Genomic DNA, 20,143 nt, shown 5'->3' with positions numbered 1-20,143 from the left:
TAGAAATTTGCTGCCTGATAGATTTTGAGCAGGTATGCTATTACTGTTTCCATTATTCTTACATTAGCAAATCTAGATGCTGCCCTGCATCTCATGTATTGGTATTTTAACTTTGAGTAGAAAGCGTCTATCCCTCCTCTACTTTTGGTTTTCGATAGGCATAAATATCTTGAATAACTTGCACCCAGCCGTTAGCGACAGATTCGAGGATGCGATCGCCTTTTTCTTTAGTTGCGGTTGTGGCGTCGCCAATCACTCCACTTTTACTAATATCTCGCGTCACCCAAGCCACAGGTAATTTACCCTCCAAACTCAGTAAACTACTTTCTGATTGTTCTGGTGGATACTCTGCAACAGCCTTCTCTAGCTTCACTTGTTCTGGCAAAATCGATAACATAATGCTAGTTTCAGCATCTCCGGCGTGCATTCCCAGCGTTGCTTCTTTGGGAGTCAATAAATCTTTAGTAATATTAGGCACGCGCCAAGTAAACAATGGAAATACCAAAAAGTCATCATACTTAACATGCAAATCCCGCGCCGCCATTTGCATAACTTGGGGTTGTCCACCGTGGGAGTTCATTAACACCAGTTTTCTAAACCCAGCCCGGTAAATACTTTCTCCCACTTCCATAATGATTGCCGTCAGAGTTGCCGTACTCAGGGTAATCGTACCGGGAAAGTGCCAGTGTTCGTTAGATTTGCCATAATAAAGGTTAGGTAAAGCATAAGCAGGAATACTGGCATCTAGCTTTTCCATTGCTTTTCCCAACACCCCCACACCGATCGCAGCATCTACAATCAACGGCAGATGAGGACCATGTTGTTCAATTGCCCCCACTGGCTGGATGATTACCACATTTTCCTTATCTGGCATTGCCTGGATGTCAGTCCAAGTGAGGTAGGGAAAAAAGCGTTCTGATGGAATGAAACCGTGCATATAACTTAAATTGTGTCATTCCTATCTTAGCGGTATTGGGCATCCCTTCTCTGCGAGACGCTACGCGTTAAGCGTAGCTATGCCGCAGGCTTTACGGCTTCTCTACGAGACGCTACGCGAACGCTCAGGGCAAGTGGGTATTGGGAAGAGGACTTGGGGACAAGGAGAATTGGGGACAAGGGGAAAAACTTGTTGCAAGTTCTCACAAGTCACCTTGTCCCCCTGCTCCCTTGTCTCCCCCTCAATATAAAGACTCTCCAAACATCCAGATATTATCAGATGCAGCAGAGGATAATAACGAAGTAACAAGCAGTAACTAAGCATTAAGAAGGATGTAACACAATGGTTGAAGAAAATGGATCGGTTCGTACCCTATCGGTTGATATTGGCGGTAGTGGCGTTAAAGCAATGGTTTTGGATATTACGGGGAATCCTGTAACGGAAAGGGCGCGTTTAGACACGCCTCAACCTGCTACACCAGAGGTTGTAATTAATGCAATTGTTGTCTTAGCAGCAGCTCAAGGTGAATTTCATCGCGTTTCGGTAGGTTTTCCCGGTGTGGTGCGGTCTGGTGTCACGGAAACTGCGGTAAACTTACATCCGGATTGGATTGGATTTGATTTGGAAACAGCATTATTAAAACACTTAAACAAGCCTGTACGGGTAATTAATGATGCAGACATGCAGGGATTTGGGGCGATCGCAGGTAAAGGTGTCGAACTGGTGATTACTCTGGGTACGGGGTTTGGTTCAGCTTTGTTTGTGGATGGGAAGCTAGTACCGAATATGGAAATGGGACATCATCCGTTTCGCAAAGGAGAAACTTTCGAGCAGCAGTTGGGGCGTGCAGAGTTAGAAAAAATTGGTGAGAAAAGATGGAATAGGCGTTTAGAAAAGGCGATCGCATCCTTGCAACATCTGTTCAATTATGATTACCTTTACATTGGCGGCGGTGAAGCTGTGAGAGTGAATTTCCAGCTACCGTTAAATGTAAAACTCATCCCCAATATCACTGGTTTATTAGGCGGTATTGCTTTGTGGCGAGATGAGAAAAGATAAAAAGTTTTTCAGTATCCACAACTGAGTGTACTAAGCAATATCTAAAGAGCGGGCTATGGCGCTTCTGCGTCTACGTTATCAGCATTGCACTTTTTATTCAGGTGTTTCTTTTTTAATATTTAAAAATAATATAAAAATTAACACAGTTAGGCAAGAGAATTGTACAAGCATTATATTCAGTGCCCCTGTGTAATTTTGTTATACAGTAGTTTAAACTCTAGTGAAAATTCAAAGCTGTGCAACAACGTTGTACGGTTTCATTTTATTGAGGTTGAAGTATGCGCTTCCCAAAAATACGGCAAAGTAACCATACAGATTTAATTACAAAGCAGATATTTACGAATTATGCCTGAATACTTCCAGAGTCAAGCTGGTAAAACCAGATAAACTTGCGATGAGCGTCATGTATCCTACAAAATAACAGTGATTGATAAAAAATTTATAATCTCTTCTGATTGAGAAGCAAATCTTTGAAATTAATAGTTTATCCTGATTGCCAAATGTTGCATTCATCAAAACTGAAAAATTTACTCTATAAATTCAGTAGTATTTTTCATGGCATTATAAACATGAGAAAATCACCATAAAAAAGGCGATCCAAAGATAACTAGGCAAATTTGGTTGATGTCATTCCCATATGATCATATAGTATGTTATTGTCTAAACCGTTGATTTAGATACTCTATCTTACAAGTTCATGGCTTGATTAAAGATAAAAAAAGCACAAAGCTAATGATATTAGTCTAATTAGATGGAATAGGAGGTGAGCAAATATGATCATGAAAATATTATCTAAAAAAACTATTACATGACTTTTTTATTTGGTCAGTATCCACTATCTCGGACAGCAGCAATGTTGTTGGTTAAAAGAAATATTGGTTGAAATAAAATGAACTACAATGACTGAAATTGGCCTGATGATGACGGGCGTGTTAGCAATAAGACAAGCATCTGGAGCCAATTTGCCACAGCAGCAATTAGTTCAGGTGGAGAATGACGTAAATCAGTCAAAACAGAGTCAGTTAGAGATAACTGATCAAGTCACACCACCTGAATTCATGCAGACAGATGGGATTTCTCAGGCTTCTCCCTCAGCGATCGCACCAGAGAAAGAACATATACTTAAGAAAATCAGCAAAAAGAATCAGTTCTTAGCTTCTTCTAAGTTAGGTCAGTCTAATAAGTATTCTCAGTCTGGAGATCAAGTTCGTACAAAGGCTATAGGACGGTTCCAGAAGTTTGGTAGCCAACCTATGCCGACTCTTTATTTCGGTAGCTCTGGTCTTGCTGTCAGAGTTTTACAACGGCTGTTAGTGTCTAACGGTTATACCATTAGAGTGGATGGGATTTATGGCGCACTGACAGAGACTGCTGTCAAAGCCTTTCAAAATCAGCGAAATTTAGCAACGGATGGAATAGTTGGTAAACGAACTTGGCGGGCGCTGACAATTTAGACATTTGTCCATTGTCCTTAGTCATTTGTCTTTAGTTTTTAGCTAAAGACAAATGACAAATGACAAACTAACGGTACTTGTGCTGCTCTAATAGTTCTTGCGCTCTTGGCTTGTAAATTAAATAGAACAAAGCCTCAAGATAACGCAACAAATCTTCCCGATTCTCTTTCGAGGTAAAGTTCCAGAAGCCATAAATCCGTGCTAATGATAACAGCTTGGTAGTGTGAATTTTCCAAGTATAGGTGCTGTAAACTCGCTCAATTCCTCGCTGGGAAATTTCACTCCAATAGTTAGGATTTTGTTCGCATTTTGTGATAAAGTCCACGATCTTTGTGGCTGTCTCGTCTAAATTTGTTGGGTTAATCAAAAAGCCATTAACCTTATCTTGAATAATCTCCAGTGGTCCACCAAACTGTGTCGCAAAAGTCGGTAATCCTGAAACCATCGACTCTAAAATTGTCAACCCAAAAGCTTCAAATAAAGCTGGTTGTACAAAAATTCCCTGATGATCGGCAATAACTCGGTAAATTTCACCAGAATCGGTTTTAGTCAGGCGTACACCCAGCCAACGAATCTTCCCGTGGAGATTGTACTCCTCAATGATTTGGTAGAGTTTGATAATTTCGTCACGTTCTTCGTTGTCGCCTGATTCTTCAACGCGCAATTTACCCGCCACCAAAATTAAATTGCAATGCTCTTGTAATTCTTTACTTTGACCATAACATTCAGCTAAACCTGTGAGGTTTTTGATGTGGTCAAGACGCGCCATTGAGAAGAGAGGGCGCTTATTAGGATCATCGAGTTTGCCAAAGATTTGCGCGGGGTCTTCCAGAGTAAAAAGTGTTTCTGCAAGGCGTTGGCGATCGCTCTCTACTCGGTCTTTAGTCCGGGTGTAAGGGAAGTAATTATTTTCGTTTACTCCAGGCGGTACGACATTAAATTTGGGACTAAATAATTCAATGCCATTGGTCACATGATATAACTCCGGCATAGTAAAGCACTTATAAGATTCGTACTGTCCCACACTATCCGGTGTTCCCACAATTTCTTGGTAGGTGCTGCTAATAACAAAATTGGCAGCATTCATAGCAATCAAGTCAGCTGTGAATTGCAAAGAAAAATGATATTTCTCCTCCAATTCTTGCCAGTAGAGGTTACTGAACAAATATTTAGATTTTTCTAAAGCATGGGCAACATTGCATTGGGTAACTTTCAGCCGTCGCGCCAGTAAGAATGCCACTAAGTTACCATCAGTATAATTTCCAACTATTAAGTCAGGTGTGCCGTGAAATTCTGCCCGTAGTTCTCTTTCTGAATCAATGGCAAAAGTTTCTAGATAAGGCCAAAACTCAAACCGGGAAATCCAGTTTTGAGTCATGTTGGGATTAAAATCCCGTAAAGGCACTCGCAAAATCCAGGCATTTTCGGTACCAAGGACTTTTTCTAGCCGTTGATTACAAAGGGTGCCATCACTATTAGGAATCAAGCGGGTGAGAATAATTACCTTTGGCTCGACATTCAACTTCTCTAAACCCGCCAGCAGGACATCTTCTTGTAGCTGCTTCTCTAGGCTCTTTGCTTGGTCAAGGACGTAAACTACCTGACCGCCGGTATCGGGACGCCCCAACACTCCCTCTTGCCCAAACCAACCGTGAGCTGATACCAAGACGATTCTAAAAATCATCGGAATACGAGAAATGAAAGCTTCTAGGGTTTGGGGATCGGCAGAATCAATCAATTCATCAAGAATATTTAAAGTTTCCTTCACTCGCCCTGCGGTGTTACCCCAACCCGGCTCAAAACCCATTGACTGCAATTGGAACCGGAATTGTTCGTAGGGTTCATCTTCGGGGCGATTATTAACAAAACCGATAGCTTTCTTAACTTGTTCGGAAAGTTGCTGCTGTGATTGAATGCGATCGTTAAGCAGCAGTTGCACACCGTTGTAGTGGTGCAGGCGCAAGAAATTCAATAAGCTTTCCAGCAATTGTTTGGAGTCTTGAAATATTTTGCTGGATAGATAGCGGTTGAGAAATTGTACCCCTTTACCAATATTTTTGGGGTCGCGGATGACTGGGGTGTAGTCATAGAACGGGCCGAAGTCCAATTCTAACAGGTCGCCCTCGTTGGGATGATATTTATTCACCAAGCGATCGCGCAGATCCAGCAAATCCTGCACCGTCATCGGCTCAATGCTCAAGTCTGATGTCAACCAATAAACTTCTTGGCTGGCAATCTTAGAACGGATGATGAAACAGAAGTTTGAGTCCTCTTGAATAATTTCCTGAGTATAGTAAATAAGTTTGCTTAACTCAGAGGAAATGTAAAATTCTTCAGGTTTCTGCGACTTGGAGCAATACTCACTATATACATTCAGTATGTCGTTCCGCAGCAAGTACTTCTTTTCTTGTTGGCGTAATTCACTAATAAAGGAACGTAAATCACTTCTTTCTTCACTATCTAAGACTGCTTGAAGCAATTCAGACATGGCAACTCCACTAGATGACGATGTTTGCATTGTTGACTGTCAAGGCGAGACTAATAAGCCTTTACCTTTTGTGAGACCAGATATAAACACGAAATAACACAGATAAATTATATTTATCTGTGTACCTACAAGTATCAAGTATCAACTTTTCAGCAGGCACTTAAATCGTGTTCTTCTTTACTTAAAGTATCTATGACTCAGTATTTTTGGCTCTAACTAAGGGAATACAATTTTTATTTCTTTTGATAGAAGTTAATAAATAACTGCATGACTATATTAGGGCACAACATCTCATACCCTCAACTGCTTGAGCTAATTTTCACTATATCATTTATTTACGTGTATCTGATTATTTGCACACTGATAAAGTTAAGATTCAGCTTTAAAGCTCTGCAAAGCTTGCAAATCAATACTTTTTTAATTTTGTTAGGAGAGTTAATATTCATTTAGATTGTGGATGCAGATGATTTATTCGGCGAATTTAATCATTGCTTATATTCTAGTAATTTAGTAATTTGCGTAGCAAGTAATTGTCTTGCTATTATCTATTTGTTAGGATTTGATACAAAAATTAATAGTTTAGCTTCAGACATAACTATTAAGCTAAACTTCAATGAATTAAAATCAATTTTTGTTCAAAAATAGGCTAATTTTATTTCTCCTAGCTATAATTTAAGCAAAAGTTGTTTAAGTAGGAGCCGATTTATATGCCTACCAATACACATAATTCAACAGCTTCTAACCACAGTATTAGCAACATTTTGATTATATCTATGCTTGCCTTCTGTGGGCTTACTTTTATCATCCTTCTAGGCATTTTTTGACAATTAAATGTGTGTCCAAAAACTTCTGAAGTTAAGATTTCCGGTTTCTTAAAGAAGTCGGAAATCTTAATTGGACAGATAGCATTGACTAAAAAAACAATTTAGTTTAGTAATAGCTTCAAGATTCTCCTTCAGCTGTGCAATACAAATATTGGTATTTAGGAGATACATTAGCCGTTATCCCGATAAGTGAGTCTAGAGTTCTGCCTTGATAAGTATGGCGCTCTGCCTCCTGAATTTGTGGCACAACCGCTTTTAATGCATTTCCAACCAAAGGCTGGAAACGAGAAAGCCGAAACCCTGGCTTTAGGTAAGGGTAATACCCTGCGGGTACTCCAATACGCTTAGGTTAAGCATTTTTATTTCCCCCTGCTTCCCCTGCAACGCCTGCCTCAACAGATTATTTTCTTAACTGAACTGTATTGGCGGCTAATCTACGTTCCTGGCGGAACGCTTACGGTATCCATATCTCGGCGGATACCCACCTCCTGCTAATAATGATTATGATTATTATGTTGTGCTAAGACTGAAACCTCTGGTCGCGTCCACTTCAAGCCAGCACCTGGGAATCGTGGCACTGAGGTAAAAACAATCCGAGAATTTACCCCGCCTGGGGGTGCGATTGGGGCTGCGTTGGCGAAGCCCATTGCAGACATCGCTAAATTATTTGGTGAAGACCCAGAACTGCAAATTAAAGAAGATTTACGAGTCATCGCTATCGATCGAATTCCCGAACGCCTACAGATGGCTAAAGATCAAGGCAAGGCAGAAATCCTTAACTATGAGGAAGTCGATGTTGGTGAAGCCCTCAAAGAAATGACAGGTGGACGCGGCCCAGATGCTTGCATTGATGCTGTGGGGTTGGAAGCACACGGCACGGGTCTAGAAGGAGTATACGACGAAGTAAGTCTGGAAACAGACCGCCCCCATGTGCTGCGGCAAGTGATGATTGACTGTCGCAAAGGCGGTCACGTTTCAATACCTGGTGTTTATGTCGGCGTTGTAGACAAAATACCTATGGGTGCTGCCATGAACAAAGCCTTAGTATTCAAAATGGGACAAACGCACGTTCATAAGTACTTAAACACGTTACTCGATCACATCCAAAATGGCAGGATCGATCCATCTTTCGTGATCACCCATCGTCTACCGTTAGATGAAGCACCCCGGGGTTACGAAATTTTCAAAGACAAGAAGGAAAACTGTATCAAAGTTGTACTCAAACCATAAGGCAGGAGAAAAGACACGGAGAGTGGGAGACGCAAAGACGCAAAGAAAGAACTCTCCATGTCCCTCTATCCCCGCACGCAACTTGGTATTGAGCCGAGATAGGTATCTCGGCTCAATATCGTGTAGGTGTTTTACTTGAGCTTTCATTTCAAATGAGTTACTTTAAAACCCTTTTTAAAAGAAAGACCTTCCTTCCAAGTGCATGAACTGGTAGATGATATAATCCTTGTTACAGTAAAGGTTACGAATGTTTAAAACTACAACCTATTTTTATATAGGAGTTTATGGATCACTATTAAATTATATAGGGCGAACGATGGGAATTGAACCCACGAATGGTGGTACCACAAACCACTGCCTTAACCACTTGGCTACGCTCGCCATTCAACAATTTGAATTATAGCAATAATTTGGCAAGCGATCAAGAGTTTTTCTTCAAGGAACGGATTTAGTTGATTTAGAGTCTCTGGAATCTAACAATTACAATGTATTTTACTTGGCAAACATGAAACCCTTAACGATCATTGCATATACTGGAGCAGCAGCAGGACTCGCCGCCTTGGGTGTGACAATGGCGAAGACCAATCCCAGTCAGGTTGAGTATGAAGAATATGCAGTGCAACGGCTGACAGAATACTTAAAAACCGATGTATGCAAAAAAACCACCAATCTTATAGAAAACTTAATCCGCTTTAATTGTGATAAGTTGGTTGATTCGGCTAACCCGCAAATCCAAGAAATTATTGCCAGGACTACAGAAAGACAAAATTATATTATTTTTAGCATCTACCGTACAGATTTAACAATAAACTCTTGGATACCCTCTTACAAATTTGAAACGATGGGAGCTTTTGATCAATTTTATACTTACACTGCTGAAGAGCAATAAGGCAGAGGAGGCAGGGGAGCAGGGGAGCAGGGGAGGCAGAGGAGGCAGAGGAGGCAGGGGAGCAGAAACTGATGGTAGTCTTGGATGTAGGAATTGAGTAATTTAATTTTTGGAGTTCCCTACAAAAGTGATTAAGAATACTTCTATTTAGTAATTGATAATAGTTTCAATAATCACCAGAGTACCTATTACCACCAGCTTAATATTAAGTAAGATATGAGAATTAGTCACTGAGAGTTCAAGCTTTGCCAATGTCATCTGCGTATCTGCTAGTATCTCACGGAAGTCGCGATCGCCGCCCAGAAATTGCTATGCAGCAACTAGCAAAGCTGGTATGTCACAAATTGTCAGAAAACCACAACACATTAAATAGCGAACATCAGGTTGGCATAGCTGCTTTGGAAATGAGTCCTCAGCCTTTACACGAGCAGATTCAAGAATTTGCCAAGAACGCTTTTGGTGATTGCAAACTATCTCAAAACGAGAACCGCCTGAAAATTGTACCGCTATTTCTGCTGCCGGGAGTGCATGTAATGACAGATATCCCAGCCGAAGTAGCACTAGCACAACAGGCTATTGGTCAGGATATCATAATTGAGTTGCAACCATACTTAGGTTCTCACGCCAATTTAGAGAAATTGCTGGCAAAGCAAATAGCTGCTACAAAAGCAGAAGCATGGATTCTCTTAGCTCATGGTAGCCGTCGTCCAGGTTCTAAAGAAACTGTGCAAGCAATGGCGGCGAGTTTGTCAGCAGTGGCTGCTTATTGGGCTGGGCCTCCTAGTTTAGAATCACGGGTTAAAGAGTTGGTCGCTGCTGGTTATAAAGAAATTGCAATTTTGCCATACTTTTTATTCGCTGGTGGAATAACCGATGCGATCGCGGCCTCTATAGAGGAGCTAAAATTACAATTTTCTGCGGTGAATTTCCAATTGGCAGAACCACTGGGAGCAAGTGCAGAATTAGCCGAGCTAATTTGGGATTTAACAGATAGATGAACCGCACAGAAAAACAGGAGAACAAGTATTTGGGAAAAGTTTATTTGGTAGGTGCGGGGCCAGGAGATCCAGGACTAATTACCCTGAAGGCGAAAGGTTTGTTGGAATGTGCAGATGTAGTCATCTATGATGCTTTAGTAAGTCCGGCAATTCTGGCAATGATTAATCCCCAAGCCGAGCAAATTAATGCTGGTAAGCGCAGGGGGAAACACTCGCTGTTCCAGGAAGAAACAACTCAATTGCTGATTGAGAAAGCGCAGGATCATGCAATTGTAGTGCGGTTAAAGGGTGGCGATCCTTTTATTTTTGGTCGCGGTGGTGAAGAGATGGAAGAATTAGTCAACGCGGGAATATCAACGGAAGTTGTGCCCGGTATTACATCGGGGATTGCAGCAGCAGCTTATGCAGGTATTCCATTGACTCATCGGCTATATAGTTCTTCAGTGACATTTGTTACTGGTCATGAGGCGGCGGGTAAGTATAGACCGAAAGTTGATTGGAATGCGATCGCTCACGGTTCCGAAACCATTGTAATTTATATGGGAATTCACAATCTGCCTTATATTGTGGAACAGTTAAGTGCAGCTGGGTTGAGCTTAGAAACGCCTATTGCTTTGGTGCGCTGGGGTACACGCCCAGAACAAGAAGAATTGATTGGTACTTTAGAAACAATTGTAGAGCAGGTAGAGCAAACTGGATTTGGTGCGCCTGCGATCGCAGTCATTGGACAAGTAGTAAATATGCACAGCATTTTGTCTGGTTGTCGTCCAGTTTGATGGTTGACACAAAGGTCAATCCAGTGTATTTAAGTTTCTCGAATCCAAAATGCCAATCCTCCTCCCCGGCCGCGGGCTGCAATGAAATCTTCTGCTACTAAAAAGAAGGCAAAGAAGGGTAATTTAGCTATAGGCTGGTTGTAGAAATCTTCTGTTTCAACTTTACCAGAACGCATTGGTCTGTTATATACAACACGACCAAACAAACTAATAAGCATCTGATTAAAATCAAACGCCAATAAATTTTTCTTATTTAAATATTGCACTGGCCCTGTAAGTTTCAACAAAACTGGGCCCAATTCAACCTGATTACAAATTTCGCCCCTGTTTGAATCCTGTTCAGAAGTGGCATTAAAAGAAACATGGATTTTTATAAAATTGGGTACATAAAAGCCCTTACCTAATATAATTCCCCCGCGTTCTCTGACTTTTTTAGTGCCAGTGGCAAAGCAAAGTTGCCATTTTCCTAGTAGAGACTCAAACGGATTAGTTAACCGTTGTTGCTTGGCAGATTTTTCTGCTTGTAGCAACGCATTTACTAATATTTCAGCATTAGGGCGTGCGTCTCTCTGTCCTCGAAATGCAGCCGCAGCATGTGATAGCACGGTTACAAAGTCAAATGTCGCTTTAGATGTCAAATCAGCTGTCATAATGGCACTCTGGATTTAACTATAATTCTTTGCTTTTTTGATGATTGTACCGTTATGAAGAGCAGGGACGAGGTATTTTCATGGTTGGTTGTGAAATTTTTTTGGGATTCTAGTGTCTTGCATGAGGTAGATTGATTCTCTACCCGCTATGGGTATCAAGCTTTAAGAGTAGAGGTGCGTTAGAACAAACCGCTGCTTCCCCTGCTCCCCCGGCTTCTTGTTGATGACCAAATTCTGTGACAATGGTTAACAATAAGCAATAAGCCGGAATACTGAATCTAAGGTACTCATGAGCCAGAGTTCTCAAAATAGCCCTTCGCCACGCAAACCCGTTCAATCATATTTCCATTGGTTATACGCTTTCTGGAAATTTTCTCGCCCTCACACGATTATTGGTACAAGTCTGAGTGTGTTGAGCTTGTATTTAATTGCCATTGCCGTTAGTAATCCTATTGATTCCCTATTCCCCACTCCCTATTCCCTATTCCCCGTCTTAGGTGCATGGATTGCTTGTCTGTGTGGCAATGTCTATATTGTGGGGCTGAATCAATTAGAAGATGTTGATATTGACAAGATTAATAAGCCTCATTTACCGTTAGCATCAGGTGAGTTTTCCCGACAAACGGGGCAATTAATTGTCGGTTTTACTGGGATTTTGGCGCTAGTTGTGGCGTGGCTAACTGGGCCATTCTTATTTGGCATGGTAGCAATTAGTCTAGCCATTGGTACTGCTTATTCTTTACCGCCAATTCGCTTGAAACAGTTTCCATTTTGGGCAGCACTGTGCATTTTTTCGGTACGCGGCACGATTGTTAATTTAGGATTGTATTTGCACTATAGTTGGGCGCTGAAACAAAGCCAAGGAATTCCGCCTGTAGTATGGGTGCTGACGTTATTTATCTTGGTGTTTACCTTTGCGATCGCTATATTTAAAGATATACCAGATTTGGAAGGCGATCGCCTCTATAATATCTCTACTTTCACTATCAAACTCGGTTCGCAAGCTGTGTTTAATCTAGCCCTTTGGGTGATAACTGCCTGCTATTTAGGGATGATTATGGTTGGTGTGCTACGTGTAGCCTCAGTTAACCCCATATTTCTGGTAATTGCTCATTTAGCACTACTAGTTTGGATGTGGTTGCGGAGTTTGGCAGTAGACTTACAAGATAAAAGTGCGATCGCTCAATTTTATCAATTTATCTGGAAACTATTTTTTATCGAATATCTAATTTTTCCTATCGCCTGCCTTTTGGCTTAGACAATGCTAGAAAACCTTCCCACTAGTTCTATTATCGCTGCTTTTGTAGTTGTTCTCAGTCTGTCAACTCTTGGCTATTTTGCTTGGAAAACTTTGATTACCTCGAACTTATTTCAAAAAGGAATCAATCTTGCTCAAGCAAAAGATTACCAAGGTGCAGAAGCAGCGTTTCGCAAAGTGATTTCCATCAACTCTACTAATGATGTGGTACGTCTGTTTTTAGGAGATGTTTTAAACCAGCAAAGCAAAGTACAGGAAGCAACAGAATTATTCCGAGAAGTGATTCGCCGCAGTCCCAAAAATCCTGATGCTTACTTACGTCTGGCCAATATTCTCATGCAGCAAGAGCGAGAAGAAGAAGCCAAAACTAACCTGTTACAAGCTAAAGATTTATTGCAAAAACAACGCCAACCTGAAAAAGCTCAAAAAATAACTCAACTGTTAGATAAGATGAGTGATAAGTTAAGTCAGTCTTAAAGTTAAGTCATAATCGCGGAGATCAAATTTTCCTATTCCGCCTTTTAACTTTTTTTACCATTTCCCTCATGATGGTGAGAGTTGTTTTTTGTTTAAATTTTCCTGTGTCTGCCGGAATTATGTCCGCAGTCGCAAGTTTGATCGCTCCCCTCATAGACCTTAGAATTGTAATCTGATGCGCTGTAAGCTCCATAGCCACAATGAATTGATTTAGGGTCTAGATAGTGAATAAATTTAGTAGTAAATTCTATAGATTCAAAAAAAGAAAGTGTTTATGTCAGACATGATATCAGAATTGTGGACTAATTTTTTTACATCAGGATCATTTATTCCACATGGACACTGCTATCTATGGCAAACGAATTTAGTTTGGCTACACATATTATCTGACGCGTTCATTGCACTAGCTTATTACTCGATTCCAGCTACACTATTTTACTTTGTCCGTAAGCGGCAAGATTTACCCTTTGATTGGATTTTTCTGTTGTTTAGTGCATTTATTGTAGCTTGTGGCACTACTCATTTAATAGAGATTTGGACACTTTGGCATCCAACCTATTGGGTATCAGGATTTGTCAAAGCGGTAACTGCCTTAATATCTGTAATTACAGCAGTACAACTTGTGCCTTTAGTTCCACAAGCACTAGCACTTCCTAGCCCTGCTCAACTAGAACAAGCAAATCAAGAACTTCAAACACAAATAGCCGAACGCTTACGCGTAGATAAGGAACTGCGAACATACCAGAATCATCTGGAAGAAATGGTTGCTGTTCGCACCAATGAAATTACCAAGACTAACGAGCAATTACAACAAGAAATCCTTGAACGCCAACGCATCTTAGAAATTCTCCGACAAAGCGAAGAACGCTACCGTTACTTAGCTGAGGCAATTCCTCAACTTGTATGGACAACCGATGCTAACGGTGAATGTGATTATTTTAATCAAAATTGGTGCGAATACACTGGGCTAACATTAGAGCAGTCCTTGGGTTCTGGTTGGTTGGCTGCATTACATCCAGATGATGTCCAAAATGCTGATGAGGTTTGGTCTAGTGCTGTAAAAAATAGCACTATATATAACAATGAATATCGCTTTAAACGGGCTTCTGATGGCTCCTATCGCTGGCAGCTAGCGCGAGGTTTACCACTCAAAGATGAGCAAGGTATTGTAGTCAAGTGGTTTGGAACATGTACAGATATCCACGAACAAAAAGAAATACTTGAAGAACGGGTGCACCTATTGGAATTAGAACAAGTTGCACGAGCTAAAGCAGAAACAGCTAATCGAATTAAAGATGAATTTCTGGCCGTCCTCTCTCATGAACTACGCACTCCACTAAACGCAATTCTCGGCTGGTCAAAGTTATTGCAAACCAGCAGGTTAGACCAAACAAAGACATCTGAAGCACTAGCCACAATCGAGCGGAATGCCACCTTACAAGTTCAACTCATTGAAGACTTGCTGGATATCTCTAGAATTTTACAGGGCAAACTGACGCTGAATATTACGAAGATTGACCTAGAGTCTACGGTATTGTTGGCACTAGAGACAATGCGTTTAGCAGCAGAAACAAAGTTGATTGAGGTAAGTACAGTATTTGAACCTCATGTAGGACAAGTTATGGGCGACTCTACTCGTTTGCAACAAGTCGTCTGGAATCTCCTTTCTAACGCTGTCAAATTTACACCCAAAGGAGGAAAAATAGAAGTGCGGCTCAAGCAAGCTGATGGCTATGCTCAAATCATAGTTAGCGATACAGGTAAGGGAATTAGCGCTGAGTTTTTGCCATTCGTGTTTGATTACTTTCGCCAAGCAGATAGCACCTCTACTAGAAATTTTGGTGGATTAGGACTAGGATTGGCAATTGTGCGTAATATCACCGAAATACATGGCGGCATTGTCACAGCAGATAGCCACGGTGAGGGGAAAGGAGCAACTTTTACTGTCAGCTTACCGCTTCTGCAAGATGAAAGCCCAAGCCTGGCGAATGAACAAAACGACCCTGCATTATTAACTCCTAACTCCTTACCTCTCAGTGGCATCCGGGTTTTAGTTGTTGATGATGATGCTGATTCCCGAGATTTTGTTGCTTTTGTATTAGAGCAAGATGGAGCTTTTGTTATCGCGGTATCTTCCGCATTTGAAGCATTAGAAACCTTAGCACAGGTAAAGCTAGATGTGTTGGTCAGCGATATTAGTATGCCCGATATAGATGGCTATATGTTAATACATCAAGTAAGAACTTGGACACCAGAACAAGGTGGACAAATTCCAGCAATTGCCTTGACGGCTTTTGCTAGAAATAATGACCAGCAAAAAGCACTCAAAGCTGGATTTCAGATGCATTTACCCAAGCCTCTTAACCCAGACAAATTAGTTGCAGCCATTGCTAAACTTGTTGAAACAAAAGAGGCAAGAGGCAATAGGCAATAGGCAATAGGCAGTAGGCAATAGGTAATAGGTAATAGGTAATAGGTAATAGGCAATAGGTAATAGGCAATAGGTAATAGGTAATAGGCAATAGAATTTTTTCACGAATGAATTAGGACTGCTATATATGAGAGAATGCTTGTATCAAGTTAGGTTAATCACTTATAATTCCTGCAAGAACCACGCCAAACTATGCGACTAAATATTACATTTAAATCAAGCAGATAAGGTAATAAAAATGCTGAAAAACAAGAATCTACTGGTAGCAGCTATTATCTGCTTGTGCTTGAGTAATGGAAATACTGCCTTTGGTAAAGATGTTGGCGTTGTTTTATCAAAAATTCATGAATTTACACAGTCCGCACTTCCTGGGAGCAAAAACGCAGTTGCTAACTTCGAGCAAGGAACCAATCTCTACAAACAAGGAGATTTCAAAGGAGCAGAGGCGGCTTTTCGGAAAGCAATCGAACTAGAACCGAACTTTACACAAGCTTATATTGCTTTAGCAAATACTCTCGACGATCAAGGTAAACCACAAGAAGCGATCGCTATTTACAAAAAAGCCATTAGCCTTGATCCTAAAGACTCTAGAGCATACTTTAATTTAGGTTTGACTTTAGCAAGGCTCAATCAGTTAGAAGCTGCGATCGCACAGTACAAGAAAGCTATCAGCCTTGAACCCAAGTATGCAGACGCTCACTATAACTTAGGAAATGCCTTATATGCTCAAGGCAAGCTAACCGAAGCAGCCACCGAATATACAGCAGCTATTAGCCTCAAACCCAATTATGCCCCAACTTACACGCGTCTAGGAAATGCTCTGTACGATCAAGGTGAGCTAGAAGAAGCAGTTACCCAATACAAAAAATCCATTAGCTTTGATCCAAAGTATGCAGAAGCTCACTATTACTTAGGGAACACCTTATATGCTCAAGGAAAACCAACAGAAGCAATCGCCGAATATACAACAGCCATTCGCCTCGATCCAAAAAATCCAGCAGGTTATAACGCCTTGGGAAATACTCTACACGCTCAAGGCAAACTAGAAGAAGCGATCGCCCAGTATAAACTAGCCCTCAGCCTTGAACCCAACTATGCAGACGCTCACTATAATTTAGCAAGCGCTTTTTACGCTCAAGGCAAACTAGCAGAAGCAATCACAGATTATACCGAAGCGATTCGCCTCGATCCGAAACATGCACAAGCTTACACGGGTTTGGGAAATGCGATGGATGATCAAGGTAAACCACAAGAAGCGATCGCACATTACAAAAAAGCCATTAGCCTTGTACCTAATGATGCATTCACTTACTATAATTTGGGAATCACTTTGGGGCGAGTACAACAGCTAGAAGAAGCGATCGTTAATCTCAAAAAAGCCAGAGATTTATTCCAAGCTGAGGAAAACAAAGAGATGGTTGAGCAAGTTAATCAGCTAATCGAAAAAATGAATATCCGAACGAATTGAAGCAGGGGGAGCAGTGGGAGCAGGGGAAGCAGGGGAAGCAGGGGGAGATAAGGGGGACAAGGGGGACAAGGGAGAATTATTGAACAAGTTTCTTCCTTGTCTCCCCCCTCTGACTTGTCTTTTCCCAATGCCCAATGCCCAATGACAAATGACAAATGACAAATGACAAATGACAAATGACCAAGAAAAAGGTAAAGTCTACCTCGTAGGTGCTGGGCCTGGAGATGTGGCATACCTGACGGTTAAAGCTTACAATCTCTTAGCTGCTGCTCAGGTTTTAGTCTACGATGCCTTGGTAGATGCTCAATTATTGCAGTGCGTACCACCTGATTGCTTGAAATTGGATGTCGGAAAACGCGGTGGAAAACCCAGTACAACCCAAGCTGAGATTAACAAGTTACTAGTAAAGTATTGCCAGCAAGGAAAACAAGTTGTACGGCTCAAATCAGGCGATCCGTTGATTTTTGGGCGTTGTACTTCCGAAATTGAAGCGCTCAAAGCATCTGGTTGTGATTTTGAACTAGTACCAGGAATCTCCTCAGCCCTTGCAGCACCTTTGTTGGCAGGAATTCCCCTCACAGATCCGGTGTTGAGTCGCACTTTTGCAGTATTTACAGCTCATGAACCAGAGGTTTTAGACTGGGAGGCACTCTCACGGCTAGAGACATTGGTAATTTTGATGGGGGGGCGACATCTGCCAGAAATTGTAGATCAACTGGTGCGACACGGGCGATCGCACTTAACACCCATAGCCATCATCCGTTGGGCAGGAACTCCTCGTCAACAAATTTGGACAGCGCAACTGGGCAATATTGTAGAACAAACCACCGAATTATCCATTTCTCCGTCGGTAATTGTGATTGGCGAAGTTGTTGGGCTACGGAAGTACTTACAACCTGAGAATATATATTTAGACAAAAATATCAGGCAGGAGCCTGGAGAAAGGCATTCCCAGAAAGAACCTGGGAATGAGAGTACTTCTACACCCCAACCTATGTTAAGTAACTTTCCCTCATCTACCCTTCCCCTCACTGGCAAAACTATCTTGGTGACACGTTCAGTTGGACAGTCTAGCCAATTTAGCGATCGCCTCATCGCGTTAGGTGCAACAGTCATCGAAATGCCTACCTTAGAAATCGGACCGCCCTCCAGTTGGGAAGCTTTGGATGATGCGATCGCTCATTTATCTGACTTCGACTGGTTAATTTTCACTTCTACCAATGGCATAGACTACTTTTTTGAAAGGCTAATTGCCCAAGGTAAAGATACTCGGGCCTTAGCTGGCGTCAAAATTGCCGTTGTTGGCGAGAAAACAGCCCATTGTCTGAAACAACGCTCTCTCCAACCAGATTTTATTCCCCCCAACTTTATTGCCGATTCTTTAGTGGAAAATTTCCCAGAGGATCTGCATGGTAAAAAGGTTTTATTTCCCAGAGTTGAAAGCGGTGGCAGAGAAGTTTTGGTTAAGGAATTAACTCTCAAGGGAGCAAAGGTGATAGAAGTTGCCGCATATCAATCTTGTTGTCCTAGTAGTATTCCACGTGAGGCAGAGTTAGCTCTCCAAAACCGCAAGATAAATGTGATAACTTTTGCCAGTTCTAAAACTGTGCAATTTTTTTATCAGCTTACTGACAAGATATTTTCCACCAATTCTGATGCTAATCGATTCTTAGAGGGCGTTTGTATTGCCTCTATCGGGCCTCAAACCTCCAAAACATGTCATTTTTTATTCAAGCGTGTGGATGTAGAAGCCCAAGAATATACTTTAGATGGTTTAACCCAAGCATTGATAACATGGGCGACAAATTCTTAGATGAGGGGCAGGGGGCAGGGGGAGCAGGGAGCAGGGGGCAGGGGGCAGGGAGCAGGGGAGGCAGGGGAGGCAGGGGAAGCAGGGGAAGCAGGGGAAGCAGCAGGAGAGTAACTCTTGACAAATGACTAATGACTAATGACCAATGACTAATGACAAATGACCAATGACCAATGACAAATGACAAAACGTATAATCGGCTTAACTGGCGGTATTGCCACAGGCAAAACCACTGTCACCAATTATTTAGCTAGCGCTTATAAGCTGCCGATTCTGGATGCAGATATTTATGCTAGAGAGGCAGTATCTTTAGGTTCGCCTATTCTTGGTGCGATCGCCAGGCGTTACGGCGAACAAATTTTACTACCAGATGGCAGCCTCAACCGCCAAAAGCTAGGCGAAATAATTTTTAAGCGTCAAGATGAACGCAACTGGATAGACAATTTGATTCATCCTGATGTACGCGATCGCTTCCTCAAAGCAATTGCCCTATCTTCCTCACAAACACTGGTGTTAGTAGTGCCTCTATTATTTGAAGCTGGCATGACTGATTTGGTTACAGAAATTTGGGTAGTGCGTTGTTCCCAAGAGCAACAACTACAAAGATTGATACAACGAAACCATTTAAACAGAGAACAGGCACAAGCCAGGATTAACAGCCAATTATCTATTGAAGAAAAAGTGGCTCATGCAGATGTAGTTTTAGATAACTCTTGCACCTTAAAAGTATTACTTAGGCAAGTAGATGTAGCTCTAAAAACCACAAATGGGGGCTAAATACTATTAATTAAAAAAAATCCACTTAAAATCCATTCTTAAAACATAAAATATTTATACATTAAATATTATTTAGTTAAGTAAAAAATATTCATACCTGACCCAAACTTGTAGAATAATTCGGTGGTTTTACAGTTGAAGCTGTGGTTTATGGTAATGTAAATTTAAATGGTTAATCAATAAACAACTGCTATAGACCTCTGACATTGTACTGGATAATATGATTTAAATGACGCTCAAAGCCAAGGTATAAAGTAATCAATAGTTATCTTTTACCTGATATATGCAAAATCATGAATGACCTCAAATGGTTATTCGGCAAAAGATATTATTGGGTAAAAATTAAATATTAATAACTAAAGATTAAGAATTAAGAAAATTTAAATTTAAATTATCCTTCATAATTTAAAATTACTTTGCTAAGTACATTATCAACGAACTGCTGATAATTTAGAGCAATCCTAAATCATTCGTGAAAAAAATCTGTTGCCTATTCCCTATTGCCTACCTCCACGACTAATTTCACAATCTCATTTAAGATTACTATATTTTTTGCTACTTGTGAATGCAGGCGCTTAATTAGATATTGGATTATGCATTAGCTTTACTAGCTGTCA

At 41.1% G+C, this 20,143-nt stretch carries 15 protein-coding genes, 1 tRNA gene and 2 pseudogenes; 13 read left to right on the top strand and 5 right to left on the bottom strand.

What is annotated here, in order from left to right; all coding sequences use genetic code 11:
• Positions 1-127 precede the first annotated feature (127 nt).
• Positions 128-937, bottom strand: a complete 810-nt coding sequence (locus VB740_RS03225; RefSeq protein ID WP_323198636.1) for a creatininase family protein — start codon at positions 935-937, stop codon at positions 128-130.
• Between the two features lie 342 nt (positions 938-1,279).
• On the opposite strand from VB740_RS03225, the gene VB740_RS03220 reads away from it, so the two are divergent.
• Together VB740_RS03220 and VB740_RS03215 are read left to right on the top strand one after the other, a co-directional pair.
• Positions 1,280-1,996: an ROK family protein gene (locus VB740_RS03220; RefSeq protein ID WP_323198635.1), complete on the top strand. Its 717-nt coding sequence runs from the start codon at positions 1,280-1,282 to the stop codon at positions 1,994-1,996.
• A gap of 899 nt (positions 1,997-2,895) precedes the next feature.
• Positions 2,896-3,450 carry a peptidoglycan-binding domain-containing protein gene (locus tag VB740_RS03215; protein WP_323198634.1) on the top strand — a complete coding sequence of 185 codons (555 nt, stop codon included), beginning with the start codon at positions 2,896-2,898 and terminating at the stop codon, positions 3,448-3,450.
• A gap of 67 nt (positions 3,451-3,517) precedes the next feature.
• Here VB740_RS03215 and VB740_RS03210 read toward each other — a convergent pair whose 3' ends face one another.
• Positions 3,518-5,938, bottom strand: a complete 2,421-nt coding sequence (locus tag VB740_RS03210) for a sucrose synthase (RefSeq protein ID WP_323198633.1) — start codon at positions 5,936-5,938, stop codon at positions 3,518-3,520.
• A gap of 896 nt (positions 5,939-6,834) precedes the next feature.
• Positions 6,835-6,933 (bottom strand): annotated as a pseudogene (locus VB740_RS03205) (type II toxin-antitoxin system VapC family toxin); the annotation flags it as partial.
• An 18-nt stretch (positions 6,934-6,951) separates the two neighbouring features.
• Between VB740_RS03205 and VB740_RS03200 the strand changes: the two are divergent.
• Together VB740_RS03200 and VB740_RS03190 are read left to right on the top strand one after the other, a co-directional pair.
• Complete coding sequence (locus VB740_RS03200) at positions 6,952-7,110, top strand: hypothetical protein (RefSeq protein ID WP_323198632.1); 159 nt, start codon at positions 6,952-6,954, stop codon at positions 7,108-7,110.
• Positions 7,111-7,467: 357 nt separating this feature from the next.
• A pseudogene (locus VB740_RS03190) lies at positions 7,468-7,992 on the top strand (zinc-binding dehydrogenase); the annotation flags it as partial.
• Positions 7,993-8,300: 308 nt separating this feature from the next.
• Here VB740_RS03190 and VB740_RS03185 read toward each other — a convergent pair.
• Positions 8,301-8,373 (bottom strand) — tRNA-His (locus tag VB740_RS03185).
• Between the two features lie 124 nt (positions 8,374-8,497).
• Between VB740_RS03185 and VB740_RS03180 the strand changes: the two genes are divergently transcribed.
• From VB740_RS03180 to cobA (VB740_RS03170), 3 genes are all read left to right on the top strand, one after another.
• The gene (locus tag VB740_RS03180) at positions 8,498-8,881 is read left to right on the top strand and encodes a DUF4359 domain-containing protein (protein WP_323198631.1); all 384 of its coding nucleotides are present in this window, start codon (positions 8,498-8,500) and stop codon (positions 8,879-8,881) included.
• Between the two features lie 251 nt (positions 8,882-9,132).
• Entirely contained in the window at positions 9,133-9,879 is a 747-nt protein-coding gene (locus VB740_RS03175) for a sirohydrochlorin chelatase (protein ID WP_323198630.1), read from the top strand.
• Positions 9,876-10,655, top strand: a complete 780-nt coding sequence (gene cobA, locus VB740_RS03170) for a uroporphyrinogen-III C-methyltransferase (protein WP_323198629.1) — start codon at positions 9,876-9,878, stop codon at positions 10,653-10,655. The genes VB740_RS03175 and cobA (VB740_RS03170) overlap by 4 nt, the downstream gene beginning before the upstream one ends.
• A gap of 29 nt (positions 10,656-10,684) precedes the next feature.
• Here the strand turns inward: cobA (VB740_RS03170) and VB740_RS03165 are convergent, their stop codons facing one another.
• Positions 10,685-11,305 (bottom strand): hypothetical protein, encoded by a 621-nt coding sequence (locus VB740_RS03165; RefSeq protein WP_323198628.1) that lies wholly within the window; start codon positions 11,303-11,305, stop codon positions 10,685-10,687.
• A gap of 289 nt (positions 11,306-11,594) precedes the next feature.
• Between VB740_RS03165 and VB740_RS03160 the strand changes: the two genes are divergently transcribed.
• The 6 genes from VB740_RS03160 (at position 11,595) to coaE (ending at position 19,526) form a co-directional block, all read left to right on the top strand.
• Entirely contained in the window at positions 11,595-12,563 is a 969-nt protein-coding gene (locus tag VB740_RS03160) for a homogentisate phytyltransferase (protein WP_323198627.1), read from the top strand.
• A 3-nt stretch (positions 12,564-12,566) separates the two neighbouring features.
• Positions 12,567-13,040 carry a tetratricopeptide repeat protein gene (locus tag VB740_RS03155; RefSeq protein ID WP_323198626.1) on the top strand — a complete coding sequence of 158 codons (474 nt, stop codon included), beginning with the start codon at positions 12,567-12,569 and terminating at the stop codon, positions 13,038-13,040.
• A gap of 274 nt (positions 13,041-13,314) precedes the next feature.
• Complete coding sequence (locus VB740_RS03150) at positions 13,315-15,474, top strand: ATP-binding protein (RefSeq protein WP_323198625.1); 2,160 nt, start codon at positions 13,315-13,317, stop codon at positions 15,472-15,474.
• A 235-nt stretch (positions 15,475-15,709) separates the two neighbouring features.
• Positions 15,710-16,939 (top strand): tetratricopeptide repeat protein, encoded by a 1,230-nt coding sequence (locus tag VB740_RS03145; protein ID WP_323198624.1) that lies wholly within the window; start codon positions 15,710-15,712, stop codon positions 16,937-16,939.
• Positions 16,940-17,108: 169 nt separating this feature from the next.
• Positions 17,109-18,752, top strand: coding sequence for a uroporphyrinogen-III C-methyltransferase (gene cobA, locus VB740_RS03140; RefSeq protein ID WP_323198623.1), 1,644 nt, complete (start codon positions 17,109-17,111; stop codon positions 18,750-18,752).
• A gap of 177 nt (positions 18,753-18,929) precedes the next feature.
• Positions 18,930-19,526 (top strand): dephospho-CoA kinase, encoded by a 597-nt coding sequence (coaE, locus tag VB740_RS03135; RefSeq protein ID WP_323198622.1) that lies wholly within the window; start codon positions 18,930-18,932, stop codon positions 19,524-19,526.
• Positions 19,527-20,143 lie beyond the last annotated feature (617 nt).

The organism is Nostoc sp. UHCC 0251 (assembly GCF_034932245.1).
Lineage (GTDB): Bacteria > Cyanobacteriota > Cyanobacteriia > Cyanobacteriales > Nostocaceae > Nostoc.
This window is presented reverse-complemented; position numbering and strand designations above follow the sequence as displayed.

Bases quoted from the DNA above. Each gene is read 5' to 3' on its own strand.
- VB740_RS03225 (WP_323198636.1), bottom strand. From the start codon at position 937: ATGCACGGTTTCATTCCATCAGAACGCTTTTTTCCCTACCTCACTTGG.
- VB740_RS03220 (WP_323198635.1), top strand. From the start codon at position 1,280: ATGGTTGAAGAAAATGGATCGGTTCGTACCCTATCGGTTGATATTGGC.
- VB740_RS03215 (WP_323198634.1), top strand. From the start codon at position 2,896: ATGACTGAAATTGGCCTGATGATGACGGGCGTGTTAGCAATAAGACAA.
- VB740_RS03210 (WP_323198633.1), bottom strand. From the start codon at position 5,938: ATGTCTGAATTGCTTCAAGCAGTCTTAGATAGTGAAGAAAGAAGTGAT.
- VB740_RS03180 (WP_323198631.1), top strand. From the start codon at position 8,498: ATGAAACCCTTAACGATCATTGCATATACTGGAGCAGCAGCAGGACTC.
- VB740_RS03175 (WP_323198630.1), top strand. From the start codon at position 9,133: ATGTCATCTGCGTATCTGCTAGTATCTCACGGAAGTCGCGATCGCCGC.
- cobA (WP_323198629.1), top strand. From the start codon at position 9,876: ATGAACCGCACAGAAAAACAGGAGAACAAGTATTTGGGAAAAGTTTAT.
- VB740_RS03165 (WP_323198628.1), bottom strand. From the start codon at position 11,305: ATGACAGCTGATTTGACATCTAAAGCGACATTTGACTTTGTAACCGTG.
- VB740_RS03160 (WP_323198627.1), top strand. From the start codon at position 11,595: ATGAGCCAGAGTTCTCAAAATAGCCCTTCGCCACGCAAACCCGTTCAA.
- VB740_RS03155 (WP_323198626.1), top strand. From the start codon at position 12,567: ATGCTAGAAAACCTTCCCACTAGTTCTATTATCGCTGCTTTTGTAGTT.
- VB740_RS03150 (WP_323198625.1), top strand. From the start codon at position 13,315: ATGTCAGACATGATATCAGAATTGTGGACTAATTTTTTTACATCAGGA.
- VB740_RS03145 (WP_323198624.1), top strand. From the start codon at position 15,710: ATGCTGAAAAACAAGAATCTACTGGTAGCAGCTATTATCTGCTTGTGC.
- cobA (WP_323198623.1), top strand. From the start codon at position 17,109: ATGACAAATGACCAAGAAAAAGGTAAAGTCTACCTCGTAGGTGCTGGG.
- coaE (WP_323198622.1), top strand. From the start codon at position 18,930: ATGACAAAACGTATAATCGGCTTAACTGGCGGTATTGCCACAGGCAAA.